Origin of the sequence: Mesorhizobium australafricanum (assembly GCF_033977265.1) — a bacterium.
Taxonomy (GTDB): domain Bacteria; phylum Pseudomonadota; class Alphaproteobacteria; order Rhizobiales; family Rhizobiaceae; genus Mesorhizobium; species Mesorhizobium australafricanum.
The window spans coordinates 90,189-114,984 of the sequence record NZ_JAVIIT010000009.1 but is presented as its reverse complement, the minus strand read 5'-3'; the positions used below and the strand labels follow the sequence as shown (position 1 = coordinate 114,984).

General features: G+C 64.6%; 24 protein-coding genes. 8 read left to right on the top strand and 16 right to left on the bottom strand.

Annotated features, from left to right (window positions below; genetic code table 11):
- Positions 1-110: 110 nt before the first annotated feature.
- The 10 genes from phnC to phnG form a co-directional block, all read right to left on the bottom strand.
- Positions 111-968, bottom strand: coding sequence for a phosphonate ABC transporter ATP-binding protein (phnC, locus tag RFM98_RS18880; protein ID WP_320310292.1), 858 nt, complete (start codon positions 966-968; stop codon positions 111-113).
- A gap of 176 nt (positions 969-1,144) precedes the next feature.
- On the bottom strand, positions 1,145-1,855 hold the full coding sequence (locus RFM98_RS18875; protein WP_320310291.1) for a DUF1868 domain-containing protein: 711 nt from the start codon (positions 1,853-1,855) through the stop codon (positions 1,145-1,147).
- Positions 1,856-1,921: 66 nt separating this feature from the next.
- Positions 1,922-2,536 (bottom strand): DapH/DapD/GlmU-related protein, encoded by a 615-nt coding sequence (locus RFM98_RS18870; protein WP_320310290.1) that lies wholly within the window; start codon positions 2,534-2,536, stop codon positions 1,922-1,924.
- Entirely contained in the window at positions 2,533-3,240 is a 708-nt protein-coding gene (gene phnL / locus RFM98_RS18865) for a phosphonate C-P lyase system protein PhnL (RefSeq protein ID WP_320310289.1), read from the bottom strand. The genes RFM98_RS18870 and phnL overlap by 4 nt, the downstream gene beginning before the upstream one ends.
- Positions 3,241-3,448: 208 nt before the next feature.
- Complete coding sequence (phnK, locus tag RFM98_RS18860; protein WP_320310288.1) at positions 3,449-4,225, bottom strand: phosphonate C-P lyase system protein PhnK; 777 nt, start codon at positions 4,223-4,225, stop codon at positions 3,449-3,451.
- A complete protein-coding gene (locus tag RFM98_RS18855; RefSeq protein WP_320310287.1) occupies positions 4,222-5,190 on the bottom strand; it encodes an alpha-D-ribose 1-methylphosphonate 5-phosphate C-P-lyase PhnJ in 969 nt (322 codons plus the stop codon). The genes phnK and RFM98_RS18855 overlap by 4 nt, the downstream gene beginning before the upstream one ends.
- Before the next feature lie 274 nt (positions 5,191-5,464).
- Positions 5,465-5,884, bottom strand: a complete 420-nt coding sequence (gene fosX, locus RFM98_RS18850; RefSeq protein WP_320310286.1) for a FosX/FosE/FosI family fosfomycin resistance hydrolase — start codon at positions 5,882-5,884, stop codon at positions 5,465-5,467.
- Positions 5,881-6,993, bottom strand: coding sequence for a carbon-phosphorus lyase complex subunit (locus RFM98_RS18845; RefSeq protein WP_320310285.1), 1,113 nt, complete (start codon positions 6,991-6,993; stop codon positions 5,881-5,883). Before RFM98_RS18845 ends, fosX begins: the two co-directional genes overlap by 4 nt.
- A gap of 1 nt (position 6,994) precedes the next feature.
- A complete protein-coding gene (gene phnH / locus RFM98_RS18840) occupies positions 6,995-7,606 on the bottom strand; it encodes a phosphonate C-P lyase system protein PhnH (protein WP_320310284.1) in 612 nt (203 codons plus the stop codon).
- A complete protein-coding gene (gene phnG / locus RFM98_RS18835) occupies positions 7,606-8,067 on the bottom strand; it encodes a phosphonate C-P lyase system protein PhnG (protein WP_320310283.1) in 462 nt (153 codons plus the stop codon). The genes phnH and phnG overlap by 1 nt, the downstream gene beginning before the upstream one ends.
- Before the next feature lie 127 nt (positions 8,068-8,194).
- On the opposite strand from phnG, the gene phnF reads away from it, so the two are divergent.
- On the top strand, positions 8,195-8,941 hold the full coding sequence (phnF, locus tag RFM98_RS18830) for a phosphonate metabolism transcriptional regulator PhnF (protein ID WP_320310282.1): 747 nt from the start codon (positions 8,195-8,197) through the stop codon (positions 8,939-8,941).
- A 223-nt stretch (positions 8,942-9,164) separates the two neighbouring features.
- Here the strand turns inward: phnF and RFM98_RS18825 are convergent, their stop codons facing one another.
- The 5 genes from RFM98_RS18825 to RFM98_RS18805 form a co-directional block, all read right to left on the bottom strand.
- Positions 9,165-10,181 carry a zinc-binding alcohol dehydrogenase family protein gene (locus RFM98_RS18825; RefSeq protein ID WP_320310281.1) on the bottom strand — a complete coding sequence of 339 codons (1,017 nt, stop codon included), beginning with the start codon at positions 10,179-10,181 and terminating at the stop codon, positions 9,165-9,167.
- Positions 10,182-10,245: 64 nt separating this feature from the next.
- On the bottom strand, positions 10,246-11,211 hold the full coding sequence (locus RFM98_RS18820; RefSeq protein ID WP_320310280.1) for an ABC transporter permease: 966 nt from the start codon (positions 11,209-11,211) through the stop codon (positions 10,246-10,248).
- Entirely contained in the window at positions 11,208-12,761 is a 1,554-nt protein-coding gene (locus RFM98_RS18815; RefSeq protein WP_320310279.1) for a sugar ABC transporter ATP-binding protein, read from the bottom strand. The genes RFM98_RS18820 and RFM98_RS18815 overlap by 4 nt, the downstream gene beginning before the upstream one ends.
- A gap of 156 nt (positions 12,762-12,917) precedes the next feature.
- The gene (locus tag RFM98_RS18810; protein ID WP_320310278.1) at positions 12,918-13,913 is read right to left on the bottom strand and encodes an ABC transporter substrate-binding protein; all 996 of its coding nucleotides are present in this window, start codon (positions 13,911-13,913) and stop codon (positions 12,918-12,920) included.
- Positions 13,914-14,251: 338 nt separating this feature from the next.
- Positions 14,252-15,757: a UxaA family hydrolase gene (locus RFM98_RS18805; RefSeq protein ID WP_320310277.1), complete on the bottom strand. Its 1,506-nt coding sequence runs from the start codon at positions 15,755-15,757 to the stop codon at positions 14,252-14,254.
- Positions 15,758-16,013: 256 nt separating this feature from the next.
- On the opposite strand from RFM98_RS18805, the gene RFM98_RS18800 reads away from it, so the two are divergent.
- The 6 genes from RFM98_RS18800 to gnd all read left to right on the top strand — a co-directional run bounded on the left by RFM98_RS18800 (position 16,014) and on the right by gnd (position 21,993).
- On the top strand, positions 16,014-16,928 hold the full coding sequence (locus RFM98_RS18800; protein WP_320310276.1) for a GntR family transcriptional regulator: 915 nt from the start codon (positions 16,014-16,016) through the stop codon (positions 16,926-16,928).
- Between the two features lie 147 nt (positions 16,929-17,075).
- Positions 17,076-17,423 carry a DUF2946 family protein gene (locus RFM98_RS18795; RefSeq protein WP_320310428.1) on the top strand — a complete coding sequence of 116 codons (348 nt, stop codon included), beginning with the start codon at positions 17,076-17,078 and terminating at the stop codon, positions 17,421-17,423.
- Between the two features lie 90 nt (positions 17,424-17,513).
- Positions 17,514-18,059, top strand: coding sequence for a copper chaperone PCu(A)C (locus RFM98_RS18790; protein ID WP_320310275.1), 546 nt, complete (start codon positions 17,514-17,516; stop codon positions 18,057-18,059).
- 34 nt (positions 18,060-18,093) lie between these two features.
- The gene (locus RFM98_RS18785; RefSeq protein ID WP_320310274.1) at positions 18,094-18,612 is read left to right on the top strand and encodes a YcnI family copper-binding membrane protein; all 519 of its coding nucleotides are present in this window, start codon (positions 18,094-18,096) and stop codon (positions 18,610-18,612) included.
- Between the two features lie 53 nt (positions 18,613-18,665).
- Positions 18,666-20,303, top strand: a complete 1,638-nt coding sequence (locus RFM98_RS18780) for a copper resistance CopC/CopD family protein (protein WP_320310273.1) — start codon at positions 18,666-18,668, stop codon at positions 20,301-20,303.
- A 241-nt stretch (positions 20,304-20,544) separates the two neighbouring features.
- On the top strand, positions 20,545-21,993 hold the full coding sequence (gnd, locus tag RFM98_RS18775; RefSeq protein ID WP_320310427.1) for an NADP-dependent phosphogluconate dehydrogenase: 1,449 nt from the start codon (positions 20,545-20,547) through the stop codon (positions 21,991-21,993).
- A gap of 97 nt (positions 21,994-22,090) precedes the next feature.
- Here gnd and RFM98_RS18770 read toward each other — a convergent pair whose 3' ends face one another.
- Positions 22,091-23,134: a LacI family transcriptional regulator gene (locus tag RFM98_RS18770; RefSeq protein WP_320310272.1), complete on the bottom strand. Its 1,044-nt coding sequence runs from the start codon at positions 23,132-23,134 to the stop codon at positions 22,091-22,093.
- A gap of 386 nt (positions 23,135-23,520) precedes the next feature.
- On the opposite strand from RFM98_RS18770, the gene RFM98_RS18765 reads away from it, so the two are divergent.
- Positions 23,521-24,759, top strand: coding sequence for an ABC transporter substrate-binding protein (locus tag RFM98_RS18765; protein ID WP_320310271.1), 1,239 nt, complete (start codon positions 23,521-23,523; stop codon positions 24,757-24,759).
- Positions 24,760-24,796 lie beyond the last annotated feature (37 nt).

Below are 24,796 nucleotides of genomic sequence, written 5' to 3'. Positions count from 1 at the left end.
GCCGGCGGCGTTCTGATTTTTCAAGTCTTGCCTTTGACGCTGGCGGGCGATCCGGGTTGCTCTGCTGACATCCACGATTTGCCCGGACCGCCTGGGGCCGGGGGGTGGGTTCAGTAGCCAGGGAATGCTGGTTCGAGCGGTCCGGCGGATGCGGTGATCTTCGGCTTGATGGTGACGCTGGTCGACGTGATGGCCTCGGAGATCTCGGCGCCGCCGGCATCGGCGCCATAGACCGTACGCACGGCGTTGCGGTCGAGGTCGTCCGGACCGCCGTCGAAGACGACCTTGCCGGCGGCCATGCCGATGATGCGGGTGCAATAAGCGCGGGCGGTGTCCAGCGTGTGCAGGTTGGTGACGACGGTGATGCCTTCGCGCAGGTTGATGTCGCGCAGCGAGTCCATCACCACCTTGGCATTGAGCGGATCGAGCGAGGCGATCGGCTCGTCGGCCAGAAGCACCTTCGGCTGCTGCATCATGGCGCGGGCGATCGCGACACGCTGCTGCTGACCGCCGGACAACGTGCCGGCCGGCTGCAGCGCGGTGCGTGCGATGTCGAGGCGTTCGAGGGCGGCCACCGCTTCGGCACATTCGGTGCGGGTGAACATGCCGAGCAGATTGGACATCGTGGAGCGGTGATTGAGGCGGCCAAGCAGGACGTTGGTCAAAACGTCGAGGCGCGGCACGAGGTTGAACTGCTGAAAGATCATGGCGCAGTCGCGCTGCCAGCGGCGCAGCGGCGAACCATGCAGGCTGGAGACCTCGGCGCCGTCAAAAAAAATCGACCCCTGGCTGGGATCGATGAGACGATTGATCATGCGCAGCAACGTCGACTTGCCGGCGCCGGAGCGGCCGATGATGCCGACCATCTGACCGCGCGGAATCGAGACGTTGATGTCGCTGACAGCGGTGTTCTTGCCAAATCGTCGGGTTACGCCGCGGATTTCCAGCGTGGCCGATGATGCTGACATACCAAAGCTCCAGTCCGTCGCGGTTTTGAAGGTCTGTTAACCTTCGCTATCGCAGGCCGATGAAGCTGGGGTGTCGGATTGATGTCAGTTTTGTTACGTCCCACAGGCTGGATTTCTCGTTGATGGATGTCGTCATCCCAAAACCGCTGCGCATTTTTGGGCGATATGCATCGGTATCATTCGAGCAAGAGCAATTCCTCGAAATGCTTCATGTCCTTGAAATTGCAGAAGGCCGGTGCCTTCAGCTCGATCACCGGAGCCTCGCGCTCGAGGAACGACAGGCAGTCATCGAACAATGTCTGCCAGGCTCCGGCCCGCTCGTCGGCGAGGCGGCGGACCTGATAGGCAAAGGTAATATGGAAGACGTATGCGTCGTGGTCCGGGTGGCGGTAGCCGAGCGGCGCTGAAAGGGCGTCGCGCCAGGCTTTCAGGGTCTGGCGGTCCTGTTCGGAAGCGCCGGCGACGGTCAGGCCGGTCGGCACGACTTCGACAACTTTGATCTTGAAGGGACCGTGGTCCTCGAAGCCTTGCAGGCGTTCGAGATAGAGGCGCGTCATGTCGTCGATGCCGGTGTCGAGCGGCACGTCCGACGGCCAGTAGGGAAGACGGCGCCGGTATTCGATGATGCCCTGGAACAGCGTCATGTGCAGGCTGGAGATCGGCGTGAAGGCGAGGCGATCCGCGTCGGGCATGGCCAGCATGCGTTCGCGCACTTCGATGACGGCGGCTTCCGAGGGCGAACCCTCGACAAGATGGCAGACCACCGTGTTGCCGGGTTCGAGCAGGAAGTCGCCTGACGTGTCATATCGGGTGCCGAGATGCGTCGGCGGCGTCGGATTGGATCCTTCGAAGAAGGCGGCGAGCGAGGATCTGACTGTGTCGAGCATGGCGATCTCCCAGGGGAGATCGCCTACTGTCCGAGTCATGTGTCAAGGGTATGAACGCAAGCCCTGTCAGCCGCCGTGCTTTTCGAGAAATGCTTCGGCCGACAACTCGCGAAAATCGTCGAGCGCTGAGCGCAGCCTTGCATGATCCCAGTCCCACCAGGCGAGCGCCTGGTAGCGCTCGGCGGTGCGGCGGTCGAAGCGTTCACGGATCGGCTTTGCCGGCACGCCGCCGACGATGGTATAGGGCGCGACGTCCTTCGACACCACCGCGCCCGCGCCGACCGCGGCGCCGTCGCCGACCGTCACGCCGGGCAGGATGGTCGAGCCGTGGCCGAGCCAGGTGTCGTGGCCGATCGTGACGCGTTTGGCGCGGCGCTCAGCGAAAAACTCGCTCTCATGCTCGGCGTCGTCCCAATAGTCGGAGGCGCGGTAGGTGAAGTGGTGCAGCGTCGGCCGCCAGGTCGGATGGTTGGTGGCGTTGATGCGCACGCTTGCCGCTATGTTGGAGAACTTGCCAATGGTCGCGCACCAGACGGCGCAATCCTGCATCATGTAGGAATAGTCGCCGAGCTCGCATTCGGCGACACGGCTGCGCTCGGCGATTTCGGTCCAGCGGCCGAGCGTCGAGTTTTCGACCTGGGCCGTCGGATGGATCAGCGGCGTCTCCGAAAGCTTCATCATGCGGCTACCTTGCCCGCCGCGAAAGCGGTGACGTCGATGACGCGATCGGAGACCGCGTCACGCACATCGAGATCATGGAAGATGCCGAGCAGGGCAACGCCCGCCGCCTTCTTGGCGGCGATGAGTTCGATCACGACATCGCGGTTCTTCGCGTCGAGCGAGGCGGTCGGTTCGTCGAGCAGCAGGATCGGATGCTCGGTGATGAAGCCGCGCGCGATGTTGACGCGCTGTTGCTCGCCGCCGGAGAAGGTCGCAGGCGGCAGGGCCCAGAGCTTTTCCGGCAAATTGAGCTGCGCCAGCAAGGAACGAGCCTTGGCCCGCGCGATTTCCCTGTCCTCGCCGCGCTCGACCAGAGGCTCGGCGACGACGTCGAGCGCCGAGACGCGCGGCACGGTGCGCAGGAACTGACTGACATAGCCTATGGTGTGGCGGCGCACGGAAAGCACGGTGCGCGGGCTGGCGGAAGCAAGGTCGATCAAGCCGCCGCCATGTTGGACGATGATCTGGCCTTCATCGACGGCGTAGTTGCCGTAAAGCATCTTCAGGATCGAGCTCTTTCCGGCACCGGACGGACCGCCGAGCACGGCGCATTCGCCGGCGCGGATCGAGAAGGAGACACCCGCCACCACCGGCAGCGTGACACCTTCGCGCAGATGCATGGTGAAGCTCTTTGCGACGTCTGAAACGACAAGAGGCGTAGCCATCAGAAGGTCCTCCAATCGTCATTCGTTGGCAGGACAGCACCCCCCTCTGCCTTGCCAGGCATCTCCCCCTCTAGGGGGGAGATCGGCTGTCGCATTCGGTTTCGCCACTCGCCCGCGTTGCAGAACGAGCGGGGCATGAAAGCTGCTGATCTCCCTCCTTGAGGGGGAGATGGCCGGCAGGCCAGAGGGGGGTGCTCAAGCGCCATCATCACACCTGCAAAATCGAAGAAACGAGGAGTTGGGTGTACGGCGCGCGCGGATCGTCGAGCACGCGGTCGGTGAGGCCGCTTTCGACGACGCGGCCGTCCTTCATCACCATCATGCGCTGCGACAGGAGCCGCGCCACGGCGAGGTCGTGGGTGACGACGATCGCGGCGAGGCCGAGATCGGTGACCAGCCCGCGCAACAGGTCGAGCAGGCGGGCCTGCACCGAGACATCGAGGCCGCCGGTCGGCTCGTCCATGAACACCAGACGCGGGCCTGTCACCAAATTGCGGGCGATCTGCAGGCGCTGGCGCATGCCGCCGGAAAAGGCGCGCGGCTCGTCGTCGATGCGGTCCTCGTCGATCTCGACGCGCGACAGCCAGTCGACGGCGGTGGCGCGGATCCTGCCGTAGTGGCGGTCGCCGACCGCCATCAGCCGCTCGCCGACATTGGCGCCGGCCGATACGGTCATGCGCAGCCCGTCCGCCGGGTTCTGATGAACAAAGCCCCAATCGGTGCGCATCAGGAAGCGACGCTCGGCCTCGCTCATCCTGTAGAGCTCGCGCCACTGGCCATCGCGCATGCGATAGCTGGCGGTGCCGGAGGATGGCAGCAGCCGCGTCGACAGGCAGTTGAGCAGCGTCGTCTTGCCGGAGCCGGATTCGCCGACCACCGCCAGCACCTCGCCCGGCCAGAGGTCGAAGGAGATCGCCTCGCAGCCGACGCGCGAGCCGTAGAATTTGGAAAGTGCTGCGACGCGCAGCAGCGGTTCGTCGGTCATTCGGCCTCCTTACCCTCCCCCTTGTGGGGAGGGTCGGCGCGCAGCGCCGGGGTGCGGGTTGAAGAAAGAGAAGATTGGCCGTCCCCCCCACCCGCGCCTTCGGCGCGACCTCCCCGCGAGGGGGAGGTAGGATCGGCGCGCCGCTTCTCGCAGTGGTCGGTGTCGGAGCAGACGAACATGTGGCCGCCATGGTCATCGAGGATGACCTCGTCGAGATAGACATTCTCGGCGCCGCACAGCGCGCAGGGCTGGTCGAAGGTCTGCACCTCGAAGGGATGGTCCTCGAAATCGAGGCTGACGACGTCGGTGAAAGGCGGCACCGCATAGATGCGCTTCTCGCGGCCGGCGCCGAACAGCTGCAGGGCCGGCGAGCGGTGCATCTTCGGATTGTCGAATTTGGGAGTCGGCGAAGGGTCCATCACATAGCGGCCCTCGACCTTGACCGGATAGGCATAGGTGGTGGCAATGCGGCCGTGCTTGGCAATGTCCTCGTAGAGCTTCACATGCATGAGGCCGTATTCCTCCAGCGCATGCATCTTGCGCGTCTCGGTCTCGCGCGGCTCGAGAAAGCGCAGCGGCTCGGGGATCGGCACCTGGTAGACCAGCACCTGGCCGGCAGTCAGCGGCTGTTCCGGAATACGGTGGCGGGTCTGGATGATCGAGGCCTTCGCCGTCTCCGTCGTGACGGCGACCTTGGCGACCTTCCTGAAGAAGGCGCGGATCGAGACGGCGTTGGTGGTGTCGTCGGCGCCCTGGTCGATGACTTTCAGCACATCGTCCGGACCGATGATCGAGGCGGTGACCTGGACGCCGCCGGTGCCCCAGCCATAGGGCATCGGCATCTCGCGCGAGGCGAAAGGCACCTGGTAGCCCGGGATGGCTATGCCCTTGAGGATCGCGCGGCGGATCATCCGCTTGGTCTGTTCATCGAGATAGGCGAAGTTGTAGGTGGCGATGTCAGTCATGGTGATACCATCCGCTTCGTGCTACCGAATTTACCTGCAAGGCGTGGAGACCGGACCGGATCGACATGAATTCTGCAGGATGGATGCACCTCGGGATCGTGTTGCTGGCGTTCGCCGGCGCCGTCGTCTTTTTTCTTCGGCGCAGGATTTTTCCGGCGCCAAGGGAAGGTTCCGGCAATTCCGAAAGTTGGTACGGCGGCGGTGGCTACGAGGGCCCCAGTGGACACTCCCACGATGGCGGTGGGCACGCCGGTCACGGCGGAGACAGCTGAGCTCATTGCGCGACCTCCAATTCCCTGGCGTAGCGCGCCAGCCGCTCGGCCAGCGTGCCGGTGTGCAGTTCGAACAGATGATTGTCGTCGTCGTGGAAGTAGATCGAACGGCCTTCGCCCTCGACGCGCGGGCGCGGCGTGCGCATGTCGAGGCCGAGTTTCTTCACGCGCTCGGCATAGCGGTCGAAATCGCCGTCATCGATCTTGAAGGCGATGTGGTTGTAGCTTCGCTCAGACAACGGCGCGCCCTCCATGATTGCGATCCAGAGATCGCCGATCAGGAAGAATTTTTCGCGCGACAGCGAGAACTTCCGGGCGCCGCTGTCATAGACCTCGCGCGCGTCGAAGACGCCGCTCAGGATGTCGCTCATGCGGTCGAGGTCGCGCACAACGAAAGTCATGTGGGAGAGGCCTTCGATCATTCGGCCGCCTCCCGCTTCTCCTCGCCGGTGCCGTCACGCTCGCGGGCGTCGTGCTCGGCGCGCATGCGGCGGACCAGACCGAGCTCGGCCTGGAAGTCGACATAGTGCGGTAGCTTCAGATGCTCGACGAAGCCGGTCGCCTGGACATTGTCGGAATGCGAGATGACGAACTCCTCGTCCTGCGCCGCGGCGACGACATCCTCGCCAAGTTCAGAGGCGCGCAGCGCCCGGTCGCACAACGCCATCGCCATGGCCTTGCGTTCGCTCTGGCCGAAGACAAGGCCGTAGCCGCGGGTGAACTGCGGCGGCGCCTTGGCCGAGCCCTTGAACTGGTTGACCATCTGGCATTCGGTGACGCGGATCGAGCCGAGCGGCACGGCGAAAGGCAGTTCCGGCACGTCCAGTTCCAGCTCGACCTCGCCGATGCGGATCTCGCCGACAAAGGGGTGGTTGCGGGCGTAGCCGCGCTGCGTCGAATAGCCGAGCGCCAGCAAAAAACCTTCGTCGCCGCGCGACAGCGCCTGCAGGCGGATGTCGCGCGCCATCGGGAACTGCAACGGCTCGCGCGTGATGTCGCCAGGCACATGGTCGAGCGGCATGTCGCCGTCGGCCTCGATCAGGCCTTCATGGGCGAGGATCGCGGAGACGCGCGGCATGGCTTCGGCCTCGGCCGGACGCTGCGCCGGCGTTTCGACTTCGGCGCCGGCGGCAAGCTCCGGATCGAGCAGGCGGTGGGTATAGTCGAAGGTCGGGCCGAGCACCTGGCCGCCGGGCAGGTCCTTGTAGGTGGCCGACACGCGCCGCTCGGCCTGCATGGCGCCGGTATCGACCGGATTGGTATAGCCGAAGCGCGGCAGCGTGGTGCGATAGGCGCGCACCAGGAAGATCGCCTCGATCATGTCGCCGCGCGCCTGGACGACGGCCAAAGCCGCAAGCTCGCGATCATAGAGCGAGCCTTCGCTCATCACCCGGTCGACGCCGAGCGCCAGCTGCTCGACGATCTGGTCGAGGCGCAGCGCCGGCACCGAGCGGTCGCCGCGGCGGCGATCGGCCAGCAGACGATGGGCGTTGGCAATTGCGGCTTCGCCGCCTTTTACCGCGACATACATGTCATGCCTCCATGGTCTTGACGCGGGTGGTGCGCGGCAGGCAGGCAAGGCTGCCGGGCGCCGCCAGGATGATGTCGACGCCGCGCGGGAACCGCTGGTTGTTCTGTTTCCACTGTTCGACGAAATGGCGCGGCATGCCGGTCGGCGCGATCATTGCCGTCTTTTCGATGCCGGGGCCTTCGAGCAGCAGCTTCGGGCCGGAGGCGAGATCGCTGGTGAGCAGGATCAGCGTCGTCGAGCGGTCGGGATATTCCTGCGTGCCTTGCGAGAAACCGTCGAGCGCCGCCATCTCCTTCGGATTGGCGATCAAGGCGAAATGCGCATCGGCCGGCGTGTTGGCCCAAGGCGCGCCGGTGTGAAAGCCGAGCCAGGCCTTGACCGAGGCTTCCGCCTGCAGCGGCGGATCGAGCCAGACCGGCGTGTCGTTGTCGCAGAGCGCCAGCGCCACAGCGCCGGCCGTTGCCGACAACGGCACCGGCGGATGAGCGAGTTGCGGCATGGCCTGGACCGTCCCGGGACGCGCCATCGCGTCCATGATGGCGCGGAACACGGCCTGGGCATTGAAGACCGGTTCGGCGAAACCGCCGTCGATCGATTGCGTGGCGATATTCATCAGTCCTCTCCGCGCACCATGGTGAAGAAATCCACTTTCGTCGCCGCCGTCTCGACGCGCCGCGTCTCGCGCGCCGCATCGAGCGCCGCCCGCAGAGGTGCGACTAGCTTCGTTTCGACCGCCTCGCGATGGGTTCGGTCCTGCCACAGCGCGTCGGCGATCGCCGCGAGCTTCGCCTTGCCCTTGTCCCGGCCGAGCGCATAGGAATGGCCGACCTGCCCGGATGGCAGCCGCACCGTGGCGCGGGTGACCGTCGCCTCGCCGACATTGAAGGGCGCGCCGCCGCCGCCGATCCGGCCGCGCACCGTCACCAGTCCGGTTTCGGGGCCGCGCAAAAGCTCCGCCTCGGAAGGCAGGCCGGACTCGTTCCACAGACGGGCGATGTCATCGGCCGCGGCATGTGCCAGCGTCGCCATCAAGGCCTTTCGCCCGGCCTGCTCGCGCGCTTCCTGTCCTCGCATGGCACCGCTCCTTGCATGCATAAAATTTGTCTATTGATATAGACAACTATACAAATTATACTTACCTCGTACCGAGAGTCCATGACGGGTGGATGACAAGGGCGGGAAAAATGCTTGGGGGCGATAAGTGACTGGACTGGCGGCGAGTATCGAAAGGCGCAACGGGGTGTCGCTGTGGCGGCAGATCGCCGACAGGATCCTGCAGGCGATTGCCAATGGCGATTTCGCTGAGAATGCGGCGTTGCCGCCGGAAATGGCGTTGGCGGAGCGCTACGGCGTCAACCGCCATACGGTGCGCAGCGCTATTGCAGCACTTGTGCAGGAGGGCGTGCTGAAGGCCGAGCAGGGGCGCGGCACCTTCGTCTTGTCGCGCAAGCGGCTGTCCTATCCGATCGGCGCGCGCACGCGCTTCTCGACCGGGCTGCAGGGGCAGACGACCGAGCGGCATATCGCGCTGCTGTCGTCATCGACCGAACCGGCCGGCCGGCGCATCGCCGAGGCGCTGGGTATAGCGAAGGGCGCGGCCGTCATCCGCCTGGAGACGCGCGGCGAGGCCGACGGCCACCCCGTGTCGCGGGCAACGACCTGGTTCGACGCCAAACGCTTCGCCGGTATTGAGGCGGCAATGGCGGAAACGGGATCGATCACTACCTCGCTCAAGCGCTTCGGCATCAATGATTATCTGCGGCACTCGACGGTGCTGTCGGCGCGCCATGCCGATGCCGACGATCTCGCCGCGCTGGATCTGCAGCCGGGCGCCATCGTGCTGGTCACCGTCGCCGTCAACGTCACGCTCGACGGCCAGCCGATCCAGTTCGCGGAGTCGAGGTTCCCGGCGGAACGGGTGGAACTGAGGCTCTTGGCCAACGATTAGCGTTCGACGCGTCATGTTCGGACGACCCCAGAGGTCGTCATCCACGGGCGGAGCGACGCGAAGCGGAGCGCAGACCCGAGGATCCATGCCGTAACCTTGATCGTAGAGCGCAGCGGAGCAGAATTCCGGATCGCTGCAACGCGTCGAAGTCACGGAATGGATCCTCGGGTCTGCGCTGCGTCGCTACGCTCCTTGCTCCGCCCGTGGATGACGAAGGGATGGATCACCCGACCTCGATAACCGCCTTGATCAGCCCTGACTTCTCATGCGCCCATCTGGCGAGGTCGCGCGGCGTTTGGGCAAGCGTCGTGCGATGGGTGACGAGCTTGTTCAACAGCACGGCGCCGTTGCGGATCGAGGCCGCGACATGGTCGAAATCGGCTCTCAGCGCATTGCGACTGCCGATCAGCGTCATCTCGCGCTTGTGGAATTCGGGGTCGGAGAAGGTGATGTCGTCCTTGACGACGCTGACCAGCACCAGCGTGCCGCCATGCGCGACATGGGCGAAGGCCGATTGCACGGATTGGGTGTTGCCGGTCGCGTCGAACACAAGGTCGAAACCTTCGCCGGCGGTTGCCTGCCGTACCAGCTCGGCAGGCGGTGCCATCGAACCGTCGAGCGCGGCGAAGCCGAGTTCCTTTTCGGCGAAGCCGAGGCGCTCGGCGCTCATGTCGAGCAGGCTGACCTCCAGCCCGGCAATGCGGGCGAAGATCGCCGTGCCGAGACCGATCGGACCGGCGCCGATGACCAGCGTGCGCTGGCCGGGCGTTCCGAGCGAGCGGCGTACCGCATGCGCGCCGATCGCCAGGAATTCGACCGCCGCGGCATCGGCCAGCGACAGGCCGTTTGCGGGATAAATGTTCTGTCCCGGCACCAGGATCTCGTCGCACATTGCGCCGTCGCGATGCACGCCCAGCACCTCGATCTTCACGCAGCAATTCGGCTTGCCATGCCGGCAGGCAATGCATTTGCCGCATGAAAGATAGGGGTTGATGACGACCGGCTCGCCGACAGCGAGATCGACCCCTTCCCCCTTCTCGACGATGGTGCCGGAAACCTCATGGCCCATGATGCGCGGATAGGCAAGGAAGGGATGCTTGCCTTCGAAGATGTGATAGTCGGTGCCGCAGATGCCGACATGGCTGACCGCGACGCGCGCCCAGCCGGGCGGAGGTGTACCTGGGTCGTCGCGGTCTTCGAGGGCAAGCTCGCCGGGCGAGCGGCAGACAACGGCTTTCATGGGCAATCCAAAAAAGAGCGCCGGCCTCGGTCGAACCGGGCCGGCGCGGAGTTTCAGGGAGGATTCATTTGCCGCGACGGCGCAGACCGTCGAAGTAGACGATGACAATGATCAGCACGCCGGTGATGATCCGCTGCCAGAAGGCGTTGACATTGAGCAGGTTGGCGCCGTTGTTGATGGTGGCGAGGATGAAGGCGCCGAGCAGCGGCCCGTGCACCGACCCGACCGCGCCGAAGAGCGAGGTGCCGCCGATCACCGACGAGGCGATCGCCTGCAACTCCCAACCTTCAGCCTGGGTCGGATTGCCGATGCCGATGCGGGCTGCCAGCAGGACGCCGACGAAGGCCGCGCACAGGCCGGACAGCGTATAGGCCATGTAGATGGTGCGCTGCACGTTGACGCCGGACAGGCGCGATGCCTCGGCATTGGAGCCGACCGAGAACAGATAGCGGCCCCAGCGGCTGTGATGCAGGAAGATGTAGGCCGGGATGCCGACAAGGATCACCATCCAGAAAAGATTGGGGACGCCGACGAAGGAATTGCGCGAGAACTCCTGGAAGGCGTCGTTGTTGATCGAGATGGAATTGCCGTTGGTCATCAACAGTCCGATGCCGCGCAGCGATGTCAGCGTCGCCAGCGTGATGATGAAGGGCGGCAGACCCATCTTGACGATGCCGAAACCGTGGAACAGGCCGATGGCGACGCCGACCAGAAGCGTGATCAGGATAGCGGCGAAGACCGGCACGCCCGCATTGATCAGCATTGCGGCGATGACGGTGGAGAAGCCGACCACCGCGCCGACGGAAAGATCGATGCCGCCGGTGATGATGACGAAGGTCTGGCCGACTGCGAGGATGGCGATCATCGAACCTTGACGCAGCAGGTTCGAGATGTTGTTGGCCGAGGCAAAGCTCGACGTCGCCAGCGACAGGATGACCCACAGCAGAACGAGCAGCGCCAGCAGCGTCAGCCCGAACAGGGCGTTGTAATTTCGCTTGGGCTTTTCGGCGGCGATGGCCTCGGTGCTCATGTCTGACCTCCCTGCTTTTCTTGTTTCTCGGCAAGCGCCTGCGTGAGAATTTCCTCGTGATCGGCGGTGCGGAAGCCATGCGTGGCGACCAGCTTGCCGCGCCGGAACACATGCAGCGTGTCGGCGAGCTCATAGACCTCGGGCAGATAGGACGAGATCAGGATGATGCCGGCGCCTTTCGACAAAAGCACGCTGAACAGCCGGTAAATCTCGGCCTTGGTGCCGACATCGACGCCCACCGTCGGCTCGTCGAAGATGAACAGCTTGGCGCCATGCGCCAGCCATTTGCCGATGACGATCTTCTGCTGGTTGCCGCCCGACAGGCTCGAGGCCAACGCATGGCGCGTCGGCGTCTTGATGCGCAGGTCGGCGATCTGGCGGTCGGCCTCGGCCTTCTCCTTGGCGCCGGAAATCAGCAGGTTGCTCGAAATGCGCTTGTAGATCGGCAGGGTGAGGTTCATGCCGACGGGCAGGTTGAGGCACAGGCCCTGGTCGCGACGGCTTTCCGGCGCCAGCGCCATGCCGAGCCGGATCGCGTCGTGCTCGGAATTGACCTGCACCTCCTTGCCTTGCCACAGGATCTGGCCGGCCGATTTCCTGTGGCGGCCGTAGAGCGTGGTGACGAACTCGCTGCGGCCGGCGCCGATCAGGCCGTAGAGGCCGACGATCTCGCCCGCGCGGACAGTCAGCGAGACGTTCTCGAAGCCTTTGCCCGAGAGGTTCTTCGTCTCGACGATCGTGGCGCCGGGGGTGTAGTGCTCCTTGTGGTAGATCTGCTCGATCGAGCGGTTGATCATGAGCTTGACCAGCTCGGGCTCGTTTGTCTCGGCGATGTTGCGGGTGCCGACGAGCGTGCCGTCACGCAGAACGGAGACACGGTCGGCGAGCTCGAACACTTCCTCCATGCGGTGGCTGATATAGATGATGGTGACGCCATCGCCCTTCAGCCGGCGGATCAGCGTGAACAGCTGGTCGGCCTCCTTGCGGGTGAGGTAGGCGGTCGGCTCGTCGAAGATCAGGAATTTGGTGCCGCGCACGGTGGCGCGGGCGGCGGCGATCAGCTGCTGCTGGCCGATGGTGAGATCGCCGAGCACGACATGCGCCGGCAGGTCGAAGCCGAGATCGTCGATGATCTTCTGCGCGTCCTTGACCATGGCGCGCTGCTGCAGGATGCCGAAGCGGGACTCCTCCTCGCCGAGGAACATGTTGGCGGCTACGGTGAGGTGGCGGCACAGCACCACCTCCTGGTGGACGGCGTTGATGCCCAGCGCCATCGCTTCATGAGGCGTCGCCAAAGCCGCCGGCTTGCCTTCCCAGACGACCTCGCCCGAGGTGCGGGGCATGACGCCGGTCAGAAGCTTGATGAGGGTCGATTTGCCCGCGCCGTTCTCGCCGACAATGGCGTGGATCTCACCCGCCTTGAAGGCAAGGTGCACGGGCTTCAGCGCATGCGTGCCGGGATAGCGCTTTTCGAGGCCATTGAGTTCGAGGATCGTCCTGCCCGGTTCCAGCGTGGGGGCCGGGTGCAGTTCCTGCGCCGTCGACGTCATGACAATCCTCCCAGATTGGTCTCAACCGTTGGGTACGCAGCGATGCGTCTGACGCGCATCTTGATCGGCAAGGTAAAGCAAGCCGGCGGATTTCCAAGCCGTCCGCGGCGGACGTTTCCGGGGCGACGCCGCCCCGGAAACGATAGATCACGGTGCTCAGTTGAGCTTCGGGTTGAGCAGCGCGTCGATCTTCGGATCCTTCATGTTGTCCTTGGTGACGAGGTTCGCGCCGGTGTCGACATTGGCCTCGACCTTCTCGCCCTTCGAAGCGGCGAGTGCGGTCTTGATGCCGTCATAGCCCATCCGGTACGGATCCTGGACGACGAGGCCGGAGATGACGCCGTCGTTCAAGAACTTGATCAGCTTCTCGTCGCTGTCGAAGCCGATCAGCCCCACTTTGCCCGCGAGGTTGTTCTCGGCGATCGCCTGGCCGACGCCTTGCGCCATGATCAGGTTGGAGGCGAAGATGCCCTTGAGGTCCGGATTGGCGGTAATCAGGTCGGTGGCGATGTTGAGGCCGGTGGTGGCCTGACCGTCGGCATATTTGTCGGCGACGAGCTCGAGGCCGGGATACTTTGCCTTGAGCTGTTCCTTGAAGCCCTGGGCGCGTTGCTCGAGCGAGCCGGCGCCGGGAAGCGCTGTGATCAACGCAACCTTGCCCTCGACCTTGCCGCCATTGGCCGCGCCGATCGCGGCGGCCAGACCGTCGGCCGCGACGCGGCCGCCCTGGACGTTGTCGGTGGTGAGGAAGGAGGTGAAGGCCTTGGAGTCGGCGCCGGAGTCGATGCCGATAACCTTGACCTTCGAAGCAGCCTCGTCGATCGGCTTGCCAAGCGCCTTGGCCTCGGTCGGTGCGATCACGACGGCGGCCGGGTTGCCGGCGACGGCATTTTCGAGGATCGAGATCTGTCCGTTGACGTCGGTTTCGGCCTGGGCGCCGAGTTCCGGCACTTTGACCCCGAGATCCTTACCGGCCTTGCGGGCACCGGCCAGAACGATCTGCCAGTAGAAGGAGGTGGTGTCCTTGACGATGATCGGAATGGTCACGTCGGCGGCCGAGGCGGGTGCGGAATGCATCGCGCCGGCAAGCATCGAAGCGGCGGCCAAAGCCACGAAAGCACGGCGATTGAGAATATTGGTCACGAATTTCATTAGGTTCCTCCCTAAGGTCGCCTGGTGAGGTTGCGGAAGCTCCATCCGGATAGGCGCGGCCCAAACAGAACTTTATCAATAAAAAACAGTTGCCCTGTTTTGATAGTGCAACGCTGCGGCCGATGCAAGCGGCGTCTTGGTGCCGTCTGCGTGATGCCCGGTGGCGATCTCAGCTCATCCGGTTCCTTGCCGGCAACAGTCGGATGCTTCCGTTCCTCCCTTTTAGATATGGAACATTAATTCCATCATTCTGTCAACATGGAATATCTATTCCCTTCGCAATCGCGGGATGGTTCCTTATCCGGCTGCGTCTTCAGGCTCCGATCTTGCGCAGTCGGCTACAGCGTCGCGCCGAGATGCCAGGGCACGAATTCGTTGTCGCCGTAGCCGAACGCCTCGCTCTTGGTCTTGCGGCCGGACGCCGTCTCGATGATCAGCTCGAAGAGCTCGCGGCCCATGTCGGCGATGGTCTTCTCGCCCGAGGCGATGACGCCGCAATTGACGTCCATGTCCTCTTCCATCTGGTGGTACATGGTGGAGTTTGTGGCGACCTTGATCGACGGCGTCGGCCGGCAGCCGAAGCAGGAACCGCGGCCGGTGGTGAAGACGATGACATTGGCGCCGCCCGCGACCTGGCCTGTGGCCGAGACCGGGTCGTAGCCGGGCGTGTCCATGAACACCAGGCCGCTGCCCGAAACCTTCTCGGCATAGCCGAAGACGCCGTTGAGCGGCGTCTGGCCGCCCTTGGCGACCGCGCCCAGCGATTTCTCGAGGATCGTGGTCAGGCCGCCGCGCTTGTTGCCGGGCGAGGGGTTGTTGTCGATCGAGGCGCCGTGCTTGGCGGTATGGTCCTCCCACCATTTCACAAAGCCGTCGAGCTTGGCGGCGATTTCGGGCGAGGCGGCACGATAGGCGAGCAGATGCTCGGCGCCGTAGATCTCGGTCGTCTCCGACAGGATGCCGATGCCGCCGCAGCCGGCCAGGATATCGACGGCGGCACCCAATGCCGGATTTGCCGTGATGCCGGACATGCCGTCAGAGCCGCCGCATTGCAGGCCGACGACGATCTCCGAGACCGGGATCGGCTCGCGCTGCAAATGGCCGACCTCCTCGGCGATCTCGGCCAGCACGCCCATCGCCCGCTCGACGGATTTACGCGAGCCGCCGGCCTCCTGGATGTTGAAATGGCGTTTCCCCGCGGCCGCGCCTTTCTGGCCGTAAAGGGTGAGCTGGTTGACCTCGCAGCCCAGGCCCACCATCAGGATGCCGCCGAAATTCGGATGGCGCGCATAGCCCGCGAGCGTGCGGTGCAGGACCATCATGCCGTCGCCGGTGGCGCTCATGCCGCAGCCCTGGCCATGCACGATCGGCACGAAGCCGTCGATGCCCGGATATTTCGGCAGCAGCGTGCGGTTGGCTTCGTCGGCAATGGCATGGCAGACGGTCGACGAGCAATTGACGCTGGCGATGATGCCGATGAAGTTGCGCGTGCCGGCGCGGCCGTCGGCGCGGCGGTAGCCCATGAAGGTACGCTTGCGGTCAGCCTCGGTGGCGTGCTCCGCCTCGCTCGGCGGCACCACCGGCAGGCGGCCGCTCTCGAACACCAGATTGTGCGAATGGACATGCTCGCCCGCCGCGATGGCTTGCGTGGCGCGGCCGATCGCCTGCGCGTATTTCACCACCGCTTCGCCCGCCGCGATCGGCTTGATCGCCACCTTGTGGCCCGGTTCGATCACCGCCACGGCGGCAGCGCCGCCCGGCAATATGGTGCCCATCTCGATACGGCCGTTGGCGACGGCGACATTGTCGGCGGGAGAAAGAAGGATGGTGTTTGCAACGTTCACGGCCGGCTGTCCTGGGGTGATCCTGGGAGGATGGGCGGATTGACTTGCGCCCGTTTAAAGGTAATGTCTTTTATCGGGAAAAAACATTTTTGCGTCAAATGTTTTTTCATCGCGGGCAATGCGTGCCGCTCGGAGGTCCGCGATTGCCCGTTTGACAAGCCGGCGAAAAACGTTCCGATTTTCGGAGGCTTGCGCTAGGAACACCCATCATATCGCGCTTCCGGCAGGCCGCCGCAAGCGTTGGGGGATACGGGGCATGTCGAAGAGCAACAATGTCTACAAGGACGCCTTCAACCGCTGCCTCAGGCTGCTAGACGAGAACAAAAGCCTGCCATCGGAGCCTGAGCTCGGCACGCTGCTCGGCGTCAGCCGCACCACGGTGCGCAGCATCCTTGCGCGCATGGAAGAGACCGGGCTGATCGACTGGAACAAGCGCAACAAGACGGTGCTGCGGGCGCCGCGGCCGGAGGATTTCTTCCCCGAGGAGGAAACCGACTCGCTGGCTGAGATCATCGAGCGCTCCTTCATGCGGCGGCTGCTTGCCGAGGGCGCCGAGGCCGGCATGCAGATCAACGAGCTGGAGCTGGCGCGCGAAATCGGCGTCGGCACCACCAGCGTGCGTGAATTCCTGATCCGCTTCTCGCGCTTCGGGCTGATCGAGAAGCGGCGCAACAGCCATTGGGTGCTGAAGGGTTTCACGCGCGCCTTCGCGCTGGAGCTGACAGAGATCCGCGAGATGTTCGAGCTGCGCTCCGCGGCGGCTTTCGTCGCGCTGCCGGAAGACAGCGCAGTCTGGGTAGACCTCGACATGCTGGAGGTCCAACACCGGCAGCTCGCCAGCGAGATCGCCGCGCGCTTCAACGAATTTTCCGAACTCGACGAGCGCTTCCACCGGCTGATCCATCGCGCTTCGCACAACCGCTTCATCGTCGACTTCTACGACGTGATCGCGATGATCTTCCACTACCACTATCAGTGGAACAAGGCCGAGGAGCGCCAGCGCAACGAGGTCGCGGTGCAGGAGCATCTCGCCTATATAGCGGCGCTCAAATCGCGCGATCCCGCCAAGGTGGACGCCGCCTGCCGCAAGCACCTGAAGTCGGCGCGCCAGACGCTGCTGAGCTCCATTCCCGAAGGGCGGCAGGCAGGGCGGCAGGTGCAGCCTGCCTGACGGCGCATTTGCCAGGGCGCGTTTGACGGATATCGCGCGGCGTTGCCGCAGAGCGGTTTTGCCGATTTTCCGGCCGCATCCCCCGTGCTACGGTCGCCGCGTTCTGGGAGAGGTTTTCCGTTGGATATCGGACTGAGACGATGGACCATGCCGGCCGCGTTCGTCGCGGCGCTGCTCTTGTTGCTTCAGTCCTCTCTCGGCGCTTTCGCCTTCAGCGCGCCGTCACAGCTCGATGCTTTCGGCAACGTCATCTGCACCCATGAAGGGGCTGCAAAACTCCCCGATGGCGATCCGCACCAGCAGCATTTGCCGGCCTGCTGCTCGCTCGGCTGCAACATGGTTTCGCCCGCGCACATGCCGCCGCCGGAAGCGGGCGCGCTGGCCAGAACCCAGTTTTTTGAGGCCGTCGCCTTCCAGCTTCCGGCCTTCCGGCACCAGGACTTCGCCCGCGAGCGTTCTCCGGCCAATCCGCGCGCGCCGCCGGCAATGGCCTGATCCGCGGAACCTTTTCGCGGGCGCATTCATCCAAAGATCAAACTGCTCGCGGCCGCAAAGCGGCGCGATCCTCGTATTCATGGAGCAACCATGTCCAATCTTCTTCCCAGCGGGCGAGCCTATGTCCTTCGCAACCTGCCGTCGCCCGGCCTGCAAGGTCTCGGCCTTGCCGTGTTCGTGCTTCTTCTCCTGCTTACCTGCGTTCCCGGCGCCCGCGCGCATGAATTCAAGGTCGGCGATCTCGAGATCGAGCATCCCTGGTCGCGGGCCACACCACCCGGCGCCAAGGTAGCCGGTGGCTATTTCACCGTGATCAACAAGGGCAGCACGGCGGACCGGCTGCTGTCGATTTCCTCCGACGTCTCCGACAAGGCGGAACTGCATGAGATGGGCGTCAAGGACGGCGTCATGACCATGCGGCCGGTAAGCGGCGGGCTGGAGATCCCGGCCGGCGGCAAGGTCGCCCTGAAGCCCGGCGCCTATCATCTGATGTTCACCGGGCTGAAGCGGCAGCCGAAGCAAGGCGAGAAGTTTCCCGCCATACTGACCTTCGAGAAGGCCGGCAGCGTCACCGTCGAGTTTGCCGTCGAGGGCATGGGCGAGACCGGCGAGATGGATATGGATCACGCCGACTGATCCGCCATCCAGACAGAAATCAGAGGGACAATTCATGAAGAACCATCTTTTTGCCACGGGCGCGCTTCTCGCGCTCGGCACGAATGCCGCGTCCGCCCATATTACGCTGGAGACCCGGGAAGCCCCTGTCGGCTCGACCTACAAAGCCGTCCTGCGCGTGCCGCATGGCTGCGAGGGTAAGGCAACCACAGCCGTGCGCGTGCAGATTCCCGAAGGCGTCATTGGGGTGAAGCCGATGCCCAAGCCCGGCTGGACGCTGCAGACCAAGAAGGGCAAGTATGAGAAACCCTACCAACTCTATGGCGAGACGCTGACCACCGGCGTGAAGGAGGTGGCCTGGAGCGGCGGCAACCTGCCCGACGAGTTCTACGACGAGTTCGTGTTCCGCGCTTCGCTGGCGGCCGATCTGCCGGCCGGCCAGATGCTTTATGTCCCTGTCGTGCAGGAATGCGGCGACGCCAGCGATCGCTGGATCGAGATTCCGGCGGTCGGCCAGGATGAAGACGCGTTGGAAAATCCGGCGCCCGGCATCAAATTGCTGCCGAAGAAATGATCTCTTGATGGCGCGCTCGATCCGGGCGCGCCGTCACTTCCTGTTACAAAAGCATGAACGCAGCACAGTCTTCCTCGACGATCCGCACGGCAGGCCGATATGTCGGCCCGCTTGCCTGGCTGTTCGCGGCGCTTATGGCGCTTGCGGTCCTGGCCGTCCCGGGCCGCGCTTTCGCGCATGCGGCGCTTGTCGCGACCGACCCGGCCGACGGCGCCGTGCTGGCGCAAAGCCCGGCGCGATTTACTCTGAGCTTCAGCGAGCCGGTCTCGCCGCTGGTGCTCACGCTTGTGCGGCCCGACGGCTCGCAGCTTGCGCTGACATCCTTTCGCCTCAACGACCAGACGGTCGAGATCGACAATCCCGAAACGCTCAAATCCGGCACGCATGTGCTGAGCTGGCGGGTGGTGTCGCTCGACGGTCATCCGGTCGGCGGTTCGGCGCTGTTTTCCATAGGCGCTCCAAGTGCAGCGCCGATGGCGGGCGAAGCCGTCGACTGGACGCTGCGCACGGCGATCTGGGTCGCAAAGCTGTTTTTCTATGCCGGCCTCTTTCTCGGCGTCGGCGGCGCCTTCGCGCTCGCCTGCCTGGCCAAGGACCGGCGCTGCGGCCAACGCTTTGTTGCCGCGGCACTGCTTTTCGGCCTGGTCGGGGCGCCCGTGTCGCTCGGCCTGCAGGGGCTGGATGGGCTTGGCGCGCCGCTCGCCCGGTTTGCGACACCGACGGCCTGGAAGACCGCGCTGGAGACGAGCTTCGTCTGGACGGTGCTGGTCGGCCTGATCGCGCTTGGTCTCGCTCTGCTTTCGCTTGCCGGACCACAGGGTCTTCGCAAGCTGTCGGCAAGTGCTGCGCTGCTCGGTGTCGGCGCCGCTCTTGCCGCGAGCGGTCACGCCAGCGCCGCCGAACCGCAATGGCTGACGCGGCCCCTGGTGTTTGTGCACGGCACGGCAATCGCCTTCTGGGCCGGGGCGCTGGCGCCGCTCGGCCTTGCGTTGCGGCAGCAGCCGGCTGAAGCGCGCACGTTCCTCAGCCGGTTTTCGCGCGCGATCCTCCCCGTCGTCGCCGTGCTCGCCGCCAGCGGCATCGTGCTGGCAATCATCCAGGTGCAGGAACCGGCGGCGCTGGTCCACACGGCCTATGGCCGCCTGCTGCTGCTGAAGCTCGCTTTGCTGCTATTTCTTTTCACGCTTGCCGCGGTCAACCGCTGGACGCTGACAGCGCCCGCCGAGGCCGGCGATACCGAAGTGCAGCGGCGGCTGGTGCGCTCGATCGGCATCGAGATGCTGATCGTGCTCGCCATCTTCGGCGTCGCTGCCGGCTGGCGCTTCACGCCGCCGCCGCGCGCGCTGGCGATCGCCGCCGCGCAACCGGTGTCGATCCATATCCACACGCTGAAGGCGATGGCCGATCTCAGCATCACGCCCGGCCATGCCGGCGAGGTCGCCGCTTCGATGGTGATCATGACCGGCGATTTCGGGCCGCTGGACGCCAAGCAGGTGACGTTGGTGCTGTCGAAGCCGGATTCCGGCATCGAGCCGATCAAGCGGCCAGCGACCAAACCCGGCGACGGCACCTGGCGCGTCGACAATCTGGTCATCCCAATCCCCGGACGCTGGAATGCCCGGCTTGACATCCTCGTCTCGGACTTCGAGGTGGTGAAGATAGAAGCGCCGATCGACATCCGGGCTGAGTGACGCGCTGATATTCAGGTGAGGCCGGCCTGCAAATGGCGATCTCCTCCGCTTCCGGTGCTCACGTACTTCAAGTACGCTCCGCCCCGGTTCTCGGAAATCACCATTTTCGACTCGGCCTGACCTGAATCTCAGCACGTCCCTTCGGCGTTACAACCCTGCGAAGCGGTTGACGCCGACCCCAAGGCCCGTCATTCATCTTGGGAAGTAGCGGGTATCGCCCCGAAACGCGACCATAACAAGCATTCAAAGCAGGGAAGAAACGATGGAAAAAGCCGAAATCGGCCTGATCGGCCTTGGCACGATGGGTTCCAACCTGGCGCTCAACATCGCCGAGCACGGGCACCGCATCGCCGTCTTCAACCGCACGCCATCGCGCACCGACGCCTTCGTCGAAAGCGCCGGTTCGCTGAAGGACATGGTGGTTCCCTGCTACAGCCTGGAGGAACTCGCCGCGGCGATCCGGCCGCCGCGCCCCATCATCATCATGGTGCTGGCCGGCAAGCCGGTCGACGAGCAGATCGCGGCACTGCGCGGCGTGCTCTCCGACAACGACATCGTCATCGATGCCGGCAACGCCAATTTCCGCGACACGATGCGGCGCTTCTCCGAACTTTCCGGCTCGGGCCTGACCTTCATCGGCATGGGCGTGTCGGGTGGCGAGGAAGGCGCGCGGCACGGGCCGTCGATCATGGTGGGCGGTACCGAAGAGTCCTGGAAGCGCGTCGAACAAGTGCTGACGGCGATCTCGGCCAAGTTCAAGGACGAGCCTTGCGCCGCCTGGCTCGGTACCGACGGCGCCGGCCATTTCGTCAAGACCATCCACAACGGCATCGAATATGCCGACATGCAGATGATCGCTGAGATCTACGGCATCCTGCGCGACGGCCTCGGAATGGTGCCGAAGGAGATCGGCAAGGTCTTCGAGGAATGGAACAAGGGCCGGCTCAACTCCTACCTGATCGAGATCACCGCCAAGGTGCTGGCCGCCGACGATGCCAAGACCGGCAAGCCGGTGGTCGACATCATCCTCGACCGCGCCGGCCAGAAGGGCACCGGCAAATGGTCGGTCATCGAGGCGCAGCAGCTTGGTATTCCGGCCACGGCGATCGAGGCGGCGGTCGCGGCGCGCGTGCTGTCCTCGATCAAGGACGAGCGGCAGGCGGCGGAAAAGGCCTATGGCAATATCGGGGTCGAAAAGATTGCCGGCGACAAGGCCACGCTGCTCAAGGATCTGGAGCTGGCGTTGTTCGCCGGCAAGATCGCGGCTTACGCGCAAGGCTTCGCGGTGATGAGCGGCGCCTCCAAGGAGTTCAACTGGAACCTGCCGATGCCGACCATCGCCAAGATCTGGCGCGCCGGCTGCATCATCCGTTCGCAGATGCTGGACACAATGGCCGAGGCCCTCGGTTCGGGCGGCGCTTCCACCAATCTTCTGATGGCGCCGGCCTTCATCGCCATGATGAAGGAGGCGCATCCGTCGCTCAGGCGGATCGTAGCACGCGCCTCCGAGGCCGGCTCGCCGGTACCGGCGCTGTCATCGGCGCTTGCCTATTTCGACAGCTACCGCCAGGGCCGCGGCACCTCGAACCTGATCCAGGCGCAGCGCGATTTCTTCGGCGCGCACGGTTTTGAGCGCATCGGGGAAGAGGGGGCGTTCCACGGCCCGTGGGGCAGCGGCGCAGGACACTAGAGCGTTTCACCGTTTCACGGAAACGGCGAACCGCTCTATCTCCTTGTTTTGACGCAATTCCGGACGGAAAACCGCTTACACTTTTCCTGGAATTGCTCTAACCCCGATAAGGCAGAACCTCGCTCGGCTTGCTCAGCGATTGCAGCGAGCCGGGTTCCTTGCCGCCGATCCAGCCGAGCACGGCGCGGGCGAGCTCGGAGCCGGCAAGCCGGAAGTTCTCGTTGACGACGAGCAGTTCCCGCCGGAACAGATGCAGCAGGTCCGACGATTGTTTCGACACCACGTCGACGTCGCGGCCCAGCTTCAGCCCGGCATCCTCGATGCCGGCGACGACAGCGAGCGTCGCGGCGGCGGCGCTGCTGACGATGCCGTCCGGGCGATTGTCACGGCGCATCAATTGCGCGGTACGCATCCTGATCTGCTCGATCGTGTGGTCGATGGAGACGGTATTGAACGGCACTTCGCTGGCGCCGACCTCGCTCAGCGCGTCGGCAAAGCCGTTCACCGTATGGCCGTAATAGGTGAGGCCAACCGGAGGCGTCACAAGGGCAAGCCGGTTGCGGCCCCTGCCGGCGAGATAGCGGACGGCTTCGCCGGCAAAGGCGTAATTGTCGAGGTCGTGGTAGGGATGCACCAGCCCCATGTCGGTGCGGCCATGCGTGGCGAAGGGAATGCCGCGCTCCAGCATGTAGCGCGCCCGCGGGTCGTTGGGCTGGGTGCGCGAGATGATCACCCCGTCGGCCGAGCCTGTCTCGACCAGATAGCGCACCGGGTCCAGCGGATCCTGCGAGCGCGAATAGGGCGTGACGATCAGGTGGTAGGGGGTGTCGGCGATCACCTCGGTGACGCCGTAGATGATGTCCGAAACGAAGCTCATCAGCTCGTGCTCGGTGTTCAGCACAAGGGAGATGACGTTGGTCTTGCCTGTTCTCAAGCGTACGCCGGCGCGGTTCGGGCGATAGCCGATCTGCTTGGCGACGAGCTGGACGCGGCGCCTGGTCTCGGCGCCGATCTCGGGTGCGTCCTTCAGGGCGCGCGACACGGTGGTGACGCCAAGCCCGGTCATGAAGGCAAGCGTCTTCAGCGTCGGCCGCTCCTTGCCCGACGCGTCATCGTCCTTCTTCGTTATCCGTCTATCCATTCGTCCCGCCCGTCAGGCGCATAGCAGCCGCGGGGCTGACCGGCAATCGTGCGGCGTTGAGATTTGCGCGACCCTTGGCCTGCGGCCTGGTCCAGTATACTGAAACGTTACAGATTGCCAATATCGGTGAGTGGCCGGCAAGGCCGCGAACCCTTGCGTTGCGGGTGTGGAGAGAACCGAAAGTCGCTGGAATCACAAAGAAATATTGGTTTGGGCCTATTTTCGGCACCAATCATCCGCTTCGACGCTGACATCGCCGCCACGGAAGAAGGATTTTGTTTGCGCCTCGAAAAAATCTTCATCGGCTTTGAGGCGAGGGGTTGCTTGTGCGGGTCATTTGCCGTATCGAAAATCTGTAACGTTTCAGATTCTGGGAGGAAGCCGAAATGCGATACAAATTCCTGACCGCCGCGTTTGCCGCGACGGCTGCGCTCAACTTCGCCGGTCCGGCGGCTGCGACCGACCTGGAAGTCACCCACTGGTGGACTTCGGGCGGCGAGGCGGCGGCGGTGGCCGAGCTTGCCAAGGCATTCGACGCGACGGGCAATCACTGGGTCGACGGCGCCATCGCCGGCTCCGGCGGCACGGCGCGGCCGATCATGATCAGCCGCATCACCGGCGGCGATCCGATGGGCGCCACGCAGTTCAACCACGGCCGCCAGGCGGAGGAACTGGTGCAGGCCGGGCTGATGCGCGATCTCACCGATATCGCCACCAAGGGTAAATGGACCGAGATCGTGCGGCCGAAGAGCCTGCTCGACTCGTGCACCATCGACGGCAAGATCTATTGCGTGCCGGTCAATATCCATTCCTGGCAGTGGCTGTGGCTCTCCAGCGAGGCTTTCCAGAAGGCCGGCGTGCCGATGCCGAAGGACTGGAACGAGTTCGTGGCCGCCGCTCCGGCGCTGGAGAAGGCCGGCATTATCCCGCTCGCGGTCGGCGGGCAGCCCTGGCAGGCATCGGGCGCCTTCGACGTGTTGCTCGCCGCGGTCGGCGGCACGGACGCCTTCCTCAAGGTCTATAAGGAAAAGGACGCCAAATTCGCCGGCGGTCCCGAGATCGCCAAAGTGTTCAAGGCGGCGGACGATGCCCGCAAGATGGCCAAGAACACCAATGTGCAGGACTGGAACCAGGCGACCAATCTGGTCATCACCGGCAAGGCCGGCGGCCAGATCATGGGCGACTGGGCACAGGGCGAATTCCAGGTCGCCGGCAAGACCGCCGGCAAGGACTACGCCTGCCTGCCCGGCCTCGGCCTGAACGAGGTCATCGCCACCGGCGGCGACGCCTTCTACTTCCCGCTGCTCAAGGATGCCGACAAATCCAAGGCGCAGGAAGTTCTGGCCGAGACGCTGCTCGATCCGAAGACCCAGGTCGCCTTCAACCTCAAGAAGGGCTCGCTGCCGGTGCGCGGCGACGTCGATCTCAACACGGCGAACGACTGCATGAAGAAGGGTCTCGCCATTCTTGCCAAGGGCGCGGTCATCCCGTGGACGGACCAGCTGCTCTCGCAAGATAGCCAGAAGCAGAAGGAGGACTTGTTCTCCGAATTCTTCGCCAAGCCCGACATGACGCTCGAAGAGGCGCAGAAGCGCTTCGCCGATATCATCGCCTCGGCCGACTGATCAACGGCACCCCCCGCCAGCTCCCGGCCCCTGCCTT

Bases quoted from the DNA above. Each gene is read 5' to 3' on its own strand.
- phnC (WP_320310292.1), bottom strand. From the start codon at position 968: ATGTCAGCATCATCGGCCACGCTGGAAATCCGCGGCGTAACCCGACGA.
- RFM98_RS18875 (WP_320310291.1), bottom strand. From the start codon at position 1,855: ATGCTCGACACAGTCAGATCCTCGCTCGCCGCCTTCTTCGAAGGATCC.
- RFM98_RS18870 (WP_320310290.1), bottom strand. From the start codon at position 2,536: ATGATGAAGCTTTCGGAGACGCCGCTGATCCATCCGACGGCCCAGGTC.
- phnL (WP_320310289.1), bottom strand. From the start codon at position 3,240: ATGGCTACGCCTCTTGTCGTTTCAGACGTCGCAAAGAGCTTCACCATG.
- phnK (WP_320310288.1), bottom strand. From the start codon at position 4,225: ATGACCGACGAACCGCTGCTGCGCGTCGCAGCACTTTCCAAATTCTAC.
- RFM98_RS18855 (WP_320310287.1), bottom strand. From the start codon at position 5,190: ATGACTGACATCGCCACCTACAACTTCGCCTATCTCGATGAACAGACC.
- fosX (WP_320310286.1), bottom strand. From the start codon at position 5,884: ATGATCGAAGGCCTCTCCCACATGACTTTCGTTGTGCGCGACCTCGAC.
- RFM98_RS18845 (WP_320310285.1), bottom strand. From the start codon at position 6,993: ATGTATGTCGCGGTAAAAGGCGGCGAAGCCGCAATTGCCAACGCCCAT.
- phnH (WP_320310284.1), bottom strand. From the start codon at position 7,606: ATGAATATCGCCACGCAATCGATCGACGGCGGTTTCGCCGAACCGGTC.
- phnG (WP_320310283.1), bottom strand. From the start codon at position 8,067: ATGCGAGGACAGGAAGCGCGCGAGCAGGCCGGGCGAAAGGCCTTGATG.
- RFM98_RS18825 (WP_320310281.1), bottom strand. From the start codon at position 10,181: ATGAAAGCCGTTGTCTGCCGCTCGCCCGGCGAGCTTGCCCTCGAAGAC.
- RFM98_RS18820 (WP_320310280.1), bottom strand. From the start codon at position 11,211: ATGAGCACCGAGGCCATCGCCGCCGAAAAGCCCAAGCGAAATTACAAC.
- RFM98_RS18815 (WP_320310279.1), bottom strand. From the start codon at position 12,761: ATGACGTCGACGGCGCAGGAACTGCACCCGGCCCCCACGCTGGAACCG.
- RFM98_RS18810 (WP_320310278.1), bottom strand. From the start codon at position 13,913: ATGAAATTCGTGACCAATATTCTCAATCGCCGTGCTTTCGTGGCTTTG.
- RFM98_RS18800 (WP_320310276.1), top strand. From the start codon at position 16,014: ATGTCGAAGAGCAACAATGTCTACAAGGACGCCTTCAACCGCTGCCTC.
- RFM98_RS18795 (WP_320310428.1), top strand. From the start codon at position 17,076: ATGCCGGCCGCGTTCGTCGCGGCGCTGCTCTTGTTGCTTCAGTCCTCT.
- RFM98_RS18790 (WP_320310275.1), top strand. From the start codon at position 17,514: ATGTCCAATCTTCTTCCCAGCGGGCGAGCCTATGTCCTTCGCAACCTG.
- RFM98_RS18785 (WP_320310274.1), top strand. From the start codon at position 18,094: ATGAAGAACCATCTTTTTGCCACGGGCGCGCTTCTCGCGCTCGGCACG.
- RFM98_RS18780 (WP_320310273.1), top strand. From the start codon at position 18,666: ATGAACGCAGCACAGTCTTCCTCGACGATCCGCACGGCAGGCCGATAT.
- RFM98_RS18770 (WP_320310272.1), bottom strand. From the start codon at position 23,134: ATGGATAGACGGATAACGAAGAAGGACGATGACGCGTCGGGCAAGGAG.
- RFM98_RS18765 (WP_320310271.1), top strand. From the start codon at position 23,521: ATGCGATACAAATTCCTGACCGCCGCGTTTGCCGCGACGGCTGCGCTC.